Raw genomic sequence first — 9,336 nt, forward strand, 5'->3', positions numbered from 1 at the left:
CCTGCCTCAGCGATGGGCGCGCTCGTAGCGGGCCAGGGTCTCCTTGCGCTCGTCGTCGTGGTCGACGACGCGCTGCGGATACCCGTGGTCGTACCCGTTGCCATGCTTCCAGGGTTCGTGGGCCGCCGCGCCGGGCAGGTGGCGAAGCTCCGGGACCCAACGGCGCACGTAGTCGCCGTCGGGGTCGAACTTCCGGCCCTGCGTCACCGGGTTGAAGACGCGGAAGTAGGGCGACGCGTCCGTGCCGGTGCCGGCCACCCACTGCCAGCCGTGGTTGTTCGAGGCGATGTCGCCGTCGATGAGGTGGTCGAGGAAGTGCCGCGCGCCGACCGGCCACCACACGTGGAGGTCCTTGGTCAGGAAGCTGGCCGTGATCATCCGCACCCGGTTGTGCATCCAGCCCTGCTCGAGCAGCTGCCGCATGCCGGCGTCGACGACCGGGTAGCCGGTGCGCCCCTCGCGCCACGCGTCGACGAGCCGGTCGGTCTCGGGGCCGGTGTCGTACGGCAGCCGCTGCAGCTCCGGCCGCAGGTCGTGCCACGCGGACCGGGGGTTGTGCCACAGCACGTCGGCGTAGAACTCGCGCCAGACCAGCTCCGTGACGAAGGTGCTCGCGGCCTGCGACCGCCCGGCCGGGTGGGCTGCGATGTCGGCGAGGAGGGTTCGCGGGTGGATCTCGCCGTACTTCAGGGGCGCCGACAGCCTGCTCGTGGTGTCGAGGTCGGGTCGGTCGCGTTCGCTGTCGTATGCCGTGAGCGCGCCCGTCAGGAACGCCTGCCACCGTTTCAGCGCGGCGGCCTCACCGGCCTCGGTCGAAGGCGTCTCGGGCAGCGGCTCGCCGGCCACCTCATCGCGCAGCCACGGGATCCGCTTCGGACGGGCAGCGGGCGTCGGACGGCCGTGCTGGCTCCAGGCCCTGGAGAAGGGCGTGAAGACCTTGTAGGGCGAGCCGGACTGGTTGACGATGCGGCCGGGCCCGACGGCATACGGCGTGCCGGTGGCGACGAGCTCGCGCCCACGCTCGGCGAGGACCCGCTCGACCGCCTCGTCGCGGCGGCGGCCGTAGGGCGTCGTCTCGCGGGTGACGTGCACCTGCTGTGCGCTGACCCGCTCGGCGAGTTCGGGGATGACCTGGGCCGGGTCACCCTGAAGGACGACGAGCGCGCCGCGGGTGTCCTTCGAGAGTGACGCCACCGAGGCGAGCAGCCGCCGGGTGCGCGGGGTGTCGGTCTCGAGCAGGCGCGGGTCGAGGACGAAGACGGGCAGCACGTGGTCAGCGGCCTCGACGGCCGCAAGCAGGGCGGGGTGGTCGCTCAGCCGCAGGTCGCGCCGGAACCACAGGATCGACGTCGTAGAGGAAGCCATCACGAGGCCGCGGTCGCGGCACCCTCCCGCTCGAAGCGGACCTGGGCGACGTCGAGGTAGCCGGTGGCGAAACCGGCCTCGCAGTAGGCGAGGTAGAACTCCCACTTGCGGCGGAAGGTCTCGTCGAAGCCGAGCGCGTGGACCTCCGGCCAGCGGGCGAGGAAGGTCTCGCGCCACCGGCGCAGCGTCTCGGCGTAGTCGGCGCCGAACGGCTCGACGGCGGTCATCCGCAGCGTGGTGGCGGCGTCGGTCGTCTCGCTCATCGCCTGCAGGCTGGGGATCAACCCGCCGGGGAAGATGTGCTTCTGGATCCAGCTGTAGGAGTGCTTGGTGGCCATCAGCCGCTCGTGCGACATGAGGATCGCCTGGACGGAGGCGATGCCGTCAGGGGCGAGGCGCTCGTCGATGGTGCGGAAGTAGGTCTCCCAGTACTCCTCGCCGACGGCCTCGATCATCTCGACGCTGACGACGGCGTCGTAGACACCCTCGACCTCGCGGTAGTCCTGGATGCGAATGTCCACCGTGTCGGCATACCCGGCGTCCGCCACCCGCCGGCGCGCCAGGGACGCCTGCTCCTTCGAGAGGGTGACGCTCGTGACCGTGGCCCCGCGCCGGGCGGCCTCGAGCGCGAGCGTTCCCCAGCCGGTGCCGATCTCGAGCAGGCGAGTGTCCTGGCCGACCTTGGCCAGGTCGAGGATGGAGTGCACCTTGCGCAGCTGCGCCTGCTCGAACGACTGCGCGCGCAGCGGCTCGTCCTGGTCGAAGAGCGCCGAGCTGTAGCTCATCGTCTCGTCGAGGAAGGTCGCGAAGAGGTCGTTCGACAGGTCGTAGTGCGCCTCGATGTTGCGGCGCGAGCCGAGCAGCGAGTTGTTCTGGATGCTCGGGACCCGGCGGTCGACGACGGCGCGCAACCGCAGCCAGCCCTCGGGCACGGCCGTCGTCATCCGCTCGGCGAAAGGCATGAGCAGCTCGGCCAGGTCGGTGCCCTCGGCGGCCTTCCAGTCACCGGCCATGTAGGCCTCGCCGATGCCGATCTTCGGGTGGTGCGCGAGGCGCTCGAAGAGGGCGGTCGGTCGCACGATCTCGAGCGCGGGCCGATCGGCCTGCCGCGTGCCGCCCCCGAGCAGCGACCCATCGGGCAGGACGACGTCGACCGGCACCCGCTTGGCGACCTGCGCGAGGATGCTGCGGGCCAGACGGGCGCGCACGCACAGCACGCGCAGGCTCGGCCGGCGCAGGCACAGCGGCTGGGCCACGAGCTGGTACGCGACAGGGGACTGGGCGGTCATCGGACGGCCTCCTGGGGGTGTCGGGGGCGGGGCCTGACGGGCAGGCGGCGCAGCCACAGTCGTATGCCGTGCGCGCGGATGAGGGCGGTGACCCGCTGGGTCATCAGTCCGTGACGGCGCACGAGGCGCAGCAGCGCTCGGGCGGTGGCCGGTTCGGGGGTGCCGCGGGTCACGGCGGTCACGACGCGCTCGCCGTCACGGTCGAGGGCGACCGTCACGGCGACGGCACCGGGCTCGAGGACGAGGCGGACGACATACTCCCCGCGGGTGTCGTTGAACGGCGAGACGTAGAACGCCTTGTCGACGGTGGCGGTGCCGTCGTCGTGCACGTCGAGCAGGTACGCGTGGCGCTCGCCGTAGGTGTTGTGCACCTCGAAGACGACGGCCACGAGTGAGCCGTCGGGACGGAGGCACCAGAAGACCGAGAGCGGGTCGAAGACGTGCCCGAGGACACGGGCGTTCGCGAGCATGAGGACGCGGTCCTCCGGGGCGAGTGCCACGCCGCGCGGCGCGAGGAAGCGGTCGACGTCGCCCCGGATGCCGCCACCGAGAACGCCACCATCGAGGTGGTCGCTGGCGTCGATGCCGGCGAAGAGCCTTGCTGGCCAGGGCAAGTGGGGCAGGTCGTCAACGTCGACGAGCCACTGGTAGTGGCCGTGCGTGAAGCTGTGGTGCAGTGGCGTGCGGCGCGAGTGTGAGACGGTGCCGTCGACGAGCGCGGGCACCGGCGGCGGGTCGAGGACCAGGGTCACCAGCGCGCCCCGAAGGACTCCGCGGCCTCCACCCCCGAGCGGCAGCCGTCCTCGTGGAAGCCCCAGCCGAGGTGGGCGCCCGCGAAGGCGAGGCGCTCGCCGCCGCCCTGGCGCAACCGGACCGCAGCCTCCACGGCGTCACGCGTGAAGATCGGGTGCTCGTAGGACATGCGGGCCGTCACGAGCGACTCGTCGACGGTGCCGGACGGGTTGAGGGTGACCACGTGGTCGGCGGCGTCGGTGAGGCCGTGGAGGCGGTTCATCCAGTAGCTGACCGTGACGTCGGGCGCCGGGGCGTCGCAGGCGCGCATCCGGTAGTTCCAGGACGCCTTCGCTTCCCGCGGCTTCGGGAGCACGGAGGAGTCACGGTGCAGCCAGGTCTCGTTGCGGGAGTAGCGGATCGCCGAGAGATCGCGCTTCTCGTCGGGCGTTGCGTCGGCCAGCAGGTGGAGCGCCTGGTCGGCGTGCGTGGCCACGACGGCGCGGTCGAAGGTCGTGAGGCGGCCGCCCACCAGCACGTCGACACCGTCGTCGTGCCTGGTCACGGCGGTCACCGGGCTCTTCTTGCGCACGTCGGGAAGGCGCTGGGCCAGACGCTCGACATAGGTGGCCGACCCGCCCGTGACGGTGCGCCACGTCGGCGAACCCGTCACGGTGAGCATGCCGTGTTGGTCGAGGAACCGGAAGAGGTGACGGGCGGGGTAGGACGACGCGTCGAGGTCGCCGCAGGACCACACGCAGGCGACGAGGGGGATCGCGAAATGGCGCACGAAGTAGTCCGAAAAGCCCTGCTGCACCAGGAACTGGCGCCACGTCGGGCCCTCGGAGCCGTCGTCGAGCAGCGCCCGGGCTGCCTTGTGGAAGCGCGGCACGTCGCTGAGCATCTTGACGAACCGCGGGTCGGCGAGGCGCCGCCTCTGGGCGAACATGCCCTTGGGACCGCGCCCCCCGGCATACGACAGCCCGCAGCCCTCGCAGGTGACGCTCATGCTCATCTCGGTCGGCTGGGTCGGCACGTCGAGCTCACGGAAGAGCCGCAGCAGGTGGGGGTAGGTGCGCTCGTTGTGCACGATGAAGCCGCTGTCGATGCGCAGGCTCCCGTCGCGCCCGGCGACGTCGTGCGTGTGGGCGTGCCCGCCGAGGCGCGTGTCGCTCTCGTAGAGGGTCACGTCGTGCGTGGCGCTCAGCACGTGCGCGGCCGTGAGGCCGGAGACTCCTGCTCCGATCACGGCCGCTGTGGGGCGCCTGGCGCGAATGGGTGGGTTCGGTCGAGTCACCGAGGCCTCCTGGCTGATGTGGTCCCGTGTGATTCGGCGCGAAGCCCCGACCGGATTGTTCGGGTGGACAGAACTGCCGACCTCGTTGTCCATCCCGCGCCCACACCGTAGAGTGGCTGTTCAAGGTCTGTCAAAGGTTTGGAGAGGCATGGAGATCGAGCGCACCGTCACGGTCGACCACCCGGTCGAGCGGGTCTTCGCCTACCTCAGCGACTTCACGAACACCACCGAGTGGGACCCGGGCACCGTGCGCACCGAGCGCGTGGAAGGCGATGGCGGTGTCGGCACGCGATACCACAACGTCTCGACGTTCCTCGGCCGCCAGACCGAGCTCGAGTACGTCGTCGTGGACCACGTGCCGGGGGAGAGAGTCGCGCTGCGTGGCGAGAGCCCAGCGGTCGTCGCCCACGACACCATGACGTTCGTGCGGACCGTCCCGGTACCGGGCTCGGTCCCCGGCGCGGGCTCGAGTGCCGGCACGGGCTCCCGCGAGGGCACGACCGTGACGTACCGAGCCGACTTCGAGTTCAAGGGGATGGCGAGGCTCGTGGCGCCGCTGCTCAAGCCGGCTCTCAAGAAGCTCGGCGACGAGGCCGAACAGGGTATGCGTGAAGCACTGGGGCGGTTGGAGTAACGGATGTACACGATCAAGCGAGCTGCGGAGCTGACCGGCATCAGCGTCGCCACCCTGCGTGCCTGGGAGCGTCGGTACGGCGTGGTCAGCCCCCAGCGGTCCGACGGCGGCTACCGGCTCTACGGTCCCGAGGACGTCCGCGCGCTGGCGATCATGAACTCCCTTGTCAACGAAGGGTGGTCGGCGCGCGAGGCAGCGTCCGAGACGCTGCGCCGCCTGTCCTCGCGCGACGCAGGCGGCCGCGACGCACCCTTCGGGCGCGACCAGCGCGAGTCCCGCGGCGCCCGGGTCGCCCCGCTGCGCCCCGGTGGGCGCTACCAGTCCGAGGACGCCGAGGCCTTCGTCCGGGCCGCCGAGCGGCTCGACTCGGCCTCCGCGACCGCCGTGCTCGACGCCCGCTTCTCGCTCGGCACCTTCGAGCACGTCGTCGACGACTGGCTCATGCCGACCCTCAAGCTGGTCGGCGAGGAGTGGGCGCACGGACGCCTCACGGTCGCTGGCGAGCACCTCGTGTCGTATGCCGTGCAGCGGCGTCTCGCAGCCTCCTACGAGGCCGCTTCCGCCAGGATCGACGGCCCGACGATGCTCATCGGTCTCCCGCCGGGCGCCCGCCACGAGCTCGGGCTGCTCGCCTTCGCCGTGGCCGCCCGCCGGGCCGGCTTCGCCACCGTCTACGTCGGGGCGGACCTCCCGGCCGAGGACTGGGTGCGCGCCATCGAGGCTCGCCAGGCCGCCGGTATGGTGATGGCCGTCCCGCGCGACATCGACATCGCCGCCGCGCAGGAGATCGTCGACACCGTGGGGCGCCTGCACCCCGAGGTCATCATCGGCCTGGGCGGGAGCCAGCAGAACGAGATCAACGGTCCCTGCATCCACCTCGGGCACTCGATCACCGTCGCGGTCGGCGAGATGACCCGCCGCCTGCGCGTCCCCGCCTGAGCGTGCGGGTCCTCGTCCTCGGGGGCACGGGAGAGGCCCGGGCGCTCGCCGCGCGGCTCGTCGAACGAGGCGACCAGGTCACCTCGAGCCTCGCCGGGCGGGTCAGCGCACCGGCCCTGCCCGTCGGCGAGGTGCGCACCGGGGGCTTCGGCGGTGTCGACGGCCTCGCCGACCACCTGGTCCAGCACGGCTACGACGCAGTCGTCGACGCGACCCATCCCTTCGCCGCCCGCATCACCGGGAACGCCGTTGTGGCCTGCGAGCGCGTCGGGGTCCCGATCGTCCGGCTGCAGCGTCCCGGCTGGTCGGTGCACCCGCTGGCGGCCGAGTTCACCTGGGTCGACGACGTGGAGGGCGCCCGCGCCGTGGCCGAGCGGCTCGGCATCCGCCCGTTCCTCACCACCGGGCGCCAGCAGCTGGAGGCATTCACCGGTTGGGACGACCGCTACGTCCTGGCCCGCGTCGTCGACCCTCCCGACTGGCAGGTCCCGGGAACCTGGGAGGTCCTGCGGGCCCGTGGGCCCTACGCGTACGCCGCCGAGCGCGAGCTGCTCGAGAGCCGAGCGGTCGACGTCCTGCTGACCAAGGACTCCGGCGGTGCGCTGACCGAGGCGAAGCTGGCCGCGGCCCACGACCTCGGCGTGCCCGTCGTCGTCGTGCGACGGCCACCGGTCCCCGAGGACGTGCCGGTGGTCGACTCGGTGGATGAGGCCGTGCGCGCCCTGGGAGCCGTCGGCGCGAAACCGGTCTGACGGCATACGACCACGCGTACGTTCGAAAGGTGACGGCGGGGCTCGGGCAGCGGGCGCGCTGGGAGCGGTTTCTCCCCGGCGTGGCGGTCCTGCGCCGTTACGACAAGGTCTGGCTTCGCGGCGACGTCCTGGGCGGCATCACGGTCGTCGCCTACCTCGTGCCGCAGGTGCTCGCGTACGCCGAGGTGGCCGGGCTGCCAGCGGTCACGGGGCTGTGGGCCGTCGGGCCGGGCCTGCTCGTCTACGCGGTGCTCGGATCGTCGCGGCAGCTGTCGGTCGGGCCCGAGTCGACGACGGCCCTGATGACGGCGGCCGGTGTCGGCGCGCTCGTCACGGCCGCGGGCGGCATGGCGATGCGGCAGGAGGCGGCCGCACTGTTGGCGCTCGCCGTCGGCCTCATCTGCCTGGTCGGCTTCTTCACCCGGCTGGGCTTCCTCGCCAACCTGCTCTCCAAGCCAGTGCTCGTCGGCTACATGGCCGGCATCGCGGCGCTCATGATCGTCAGCCAGATCGGCAAGGCGACCGGTCTGCACGTCGAGGGAGACTCCTTCCTCCGGGAGCTGAGGTACGTCGTCACGCATCTCGGCGACATCCACCTGCCGACGCTGCTGCTAGCACTCGGCGTGCTCGTCGTGCTGTTCGCGTTCCAGCACTTCGCGCCGCGCTGGCCGGGGCCGCTCATTGCGATGCTGGGCGCGACCGTCGTCGTGGCGGTGTTCGGCCTCGTCGACCGGGCGGGGATCACGGTCGTGGGTCCCGTGCCGAAGGGACTGCCCGCGTTCAAGGTCCCCGACGTCTCGAACGTCGACCTGTGGACCCTGCTCCCGGCGGCTCTCGGCGTCGCGGTCGTCGCCTACTCCGACAACGTGCTCACCGGCCGGGCCTTCGCCGGGCGCCACCGCGAGCGCATCGACAGCGACCAGGAGTTCCTGGCGCTCGGCGGCGCGAACGTCGCGACCGGCCTGCTGCAGGGCTTCCCGATCAGCTCGAGCGGCAGCCGCACCGTCATCGCCGACTCCATGGGAGCGCGCACCCAGCTGCACTCGCTCGTCTCGCTCGTCCTCGTCATCGCGACCCTCCTGTGGCTCGGCCCCGTCATCGGTGCCTTCCCGACCGCCGCCCTCGGTGCCGTCGTCGTCTACGCAGCCGTCCGGCTGGTCGACGTCCCGGAGCTGCGACGCACCGCGGCGTTCCGGCGCAGCGAGCTCGTCCTGGCGCTCGCGACGACGGCCGCCGTGCTCGTCCTGGGGGTGCTGCCCGGCATCGGGGTGGCCATCGCCCTGTCGCTCCTCGACCTGCTGCGGCGGATCGTGCACCCGCACGACGGGGTGCTGGGCTACGTGCCCGGCGTCGCCGGCATGCACGACATCGACGACCACCCGGACTCGGTCCAGGTCCCCGGTCTCGTGGTCTACCGCTACGACTCGCCCTTCTTCTTCGCCAACTCCGACGACTTCGTGCGCCGGGCCCTCGTGGTCGTGGACAGCGCGTTGCTGCACGGGCCGGTGGAGTGGTTCCTGCTCAACGCCGAGGCCAACACCGAGGTCGACCTCACGGCCGTCGACGCCCTCGAGACCTTGCGATCGTCGCTCGCGAAGCGCGGCATCGGCTTCGCCATGGCCCGGGTCAAGGAGGACATGCGGCGCTCGCTGGAAGCCGCCGGGTTCGTCGAGAAGGTCGGGACCGACCTGATCTTCCCGACCCTGCCGACCGCCGTCGCCGCGTATGCCGCGTGGTACGAGCAGCAGCACGGCCACGGGCCGCCGGGGCTGCGCATCCCACCCGTGCCGGCCCAGCCCGAGCTCGAGGCCTAGCCTTGCCGGCATGGACCTCGACCGTCCGACCGACGGCCTTCGGCCGACCGTTGTCGCGATCCACGTCGCCAAGGGGCGGCGCCTGCCGACCCGGTCGGTGCCGAGCGTGGAGGCCGAGGCCGGCGCCGGGCTGGTCGGCGACCGCTACCACGGCAGCAAGCACCGGCACGTGACGATCCAGTCGCTGCCCGACCTGGAGGCAGCTGCTGCCGACCTCGGGCGGCCGGTGGACCCGGGCCTGACCCGGCGCAACGTGACGATCTCGGGCGGCTCGCTCCCGACGAAGCCCGGCTCGCGCATCACGGTGGGCGGCGTCGAGCTCGAGGTGGTGCGCATCGCCGCGCCGTGCCGGATCCTCGACGACGAGCTCGGACCGGGAGCGGCCCGGGCGCTGCACGCCCGCGCCGGCACGGTCTTCCGGCTGCTGACGTCCGGCACCATCAGCGTCGGCGACGAGGTCGACCTAGCCCCCTGAGGCCAGTCACCAATCGAGAGCAGTCTCATATACACATCT

Annotated in this window: 9 protein-coding genes; 5 read left to right on the forward strand and 4 right to left on the reverse strand. The window is 71.9% G+C overall.

Annotated elements, in window-relative coordinates:
- Nucleotides 1-6: 6 nt before the first annotated feature.
- The 4 genes from AC3WRT_RS14430 to AC3WRT_RS14445 are packed head-to-tail and all read right to left on the reverse strand — an operon-like array spanning nt 7 to nt 4,635.
- Nucleotides 7-1,365, reverse strand: a complete 1,359-nt coding sequence (locus tag AC3WRT_RS14430; RefSeq protein WP_492723036.1) for a cryptochrome/photolyase family protein — start codon at nt 1,363-1,365, stop codon at nt 7-9.
- The gene (locus tag AC3WRT_RS14435) at nt 1,365-2,654 is read right to left on the reverse strand and encodes a class I SAM-dependent methyltransferase (protein ID WP_492723018.1); all 1,290 of its coding nucleotides are present in this window, start codon (nt 2,652-2,654) and stop codon (nt 1,365-1,367) included. Before AC3WRT_RS14435 ends, AC3WRT_RS14430 begins: the two co-directional genes overlap by 1 nt.
- The gene (locus AC3WRT_RS14440; protein WP_492723019.1) at nt 2,651-3,406 is read right to left on the reverse strand and encodes a DUF1365 domain-containing protein; all 756 of its coding nucleotides are present in this window, start codon (nt 3,404-3,406) and stop codon (nt 2,651-2,653) included. Before AC3WRT_RS14440 ends, AC3WRT_RS14435 begins: the two co-directional genes overlap by 4 nt.
- Nucleotides 3,403-4,635, reverse strand: a complete 1,233-nt coding sequence (locus AC3WRT_RS14445; RefSeq protein WP_492723021.1) for an NAD(P)/FAD-dependent oxidoreductase — start codon at nt 4,633-4,635, stop codon at nt 3,403-3,405. The genes AC3WRT_RS14440 and AC3WRT_RS14445 overlap by 4 nt, the downstream gene beginning before the upstream one ends.
- Nucleotides 4,636-4,831: 196 nt before the next feature.
- Between AC3WRT_RS14445 and AC3WRT_RS14450 the strand changes: the two genes are divergently transcribed.
- Genes AC3WRT_RS14450 through AC3WRT_RS14470 form a run of 5 tightly spaced genes read left to right on the forward strand, consistent with a single transcriptional unit; the run spans nt 4,832 to nt 9,297 of the window.
- Nucleotides 4,832-5,317: an SRPBCC family protein gene (locus AC3WRT_RS14450; protein WP_492723023.1), complete on the forward strand. Its 486-nt coding sequence runs from the start codon at nt 4,832-4,834 to the stop codon at nt 5,315-5,317.
- 3 nt (nt 5,318-5,320) lie between these two features.
- Nucleotides 5,321-6,256: a MerR family transcriptional regulator gene (locus AC3WRT_RS14455; RefSeq protein ID WP_492723025.1), complete on the forward strand. Its 936-nt coding sequence runs from the start codon at nt 5,321-5,323 to the stop codon at nt 6,254-6,256.
- Between the two features lie 2 nt (nt 6,257-6,258).
- On the forward strand, nt 6,259-7,008 hold the full coding sequence (locus tag AC3WRT_RS14460) for a cobalt-precorrin-6A reductase (RefSeq protein WP_492723027.1): 750 nt from the start codon (nt 6,259-6,261) through the stop codon (nt 7,006-7,008).
- Between the two features lie 29 nt (nt 7,009-7,037).
- Entirely contained in the window at nt 7,038-8,822 is a 1,785-nt protein-coding gene (locus tag AC3WRT_RS14465) for a SulP family inorganic anion transporter (protein WP_492723028.1), read from the forward strand.
- A 10-nt stretch (nt 8,823-8,832) separates the two neighbouring features.
- On the forward strand, nt 8,833-9,297 hold the full coding sequence (locus AC3WRT_RS14470; RefSeq protein WP_492723030.1) for an MOSC domain-containing protein: 465 nt from the start codon (nt 8,833-8,835) through the stop codon (nt 9,295-9,297).
- The last annotated feature ends 39 nt before the right edge of the window (nt 9,298-9,336 follow it).

The organism is Terrabacter sp. FW104-15G4B, from assembly GCF_058790095.1.

Coding starts and splice junctions, on each gene's coding strand:
- AC3WRT_RS14470 (WP_492723030.1), top strand. CDS start 8,833: ATGGACCTCGACCGTCCGACCGACGGCCTTCGGCCGACCGTTGTCGCG.
- AC3WRT_RS14430 (WP_492723036.1), bottom strand. CDS start 1,365: ATGGCTTCCTCTACGACGTCGATCCTGTGGTTCCGGCGCGACCTGCGG.
- AC3WRT_RS14435 (WP_492723018.1), bottom strand. CDS start 2,654: ATGACCGCCCAGTCCCCTGTCGCGTACCAGCTCGTGGCCCAGCCGCTG.
- AC3WRT_RS14450 (WP_492723023.1), top strand. CDS start 4,832: ATGGAGATCGAGCGCACCGTCACGGTCGACCACCCGGTCGAGCGGGTC.
- AC3WRT_RS14455 (WP_492723025.1), top strand. CDS start 5,321: ATGTACACGATCAAGCGAGCTGCGGAGCTGACCGGCATCAGCGTCGCC.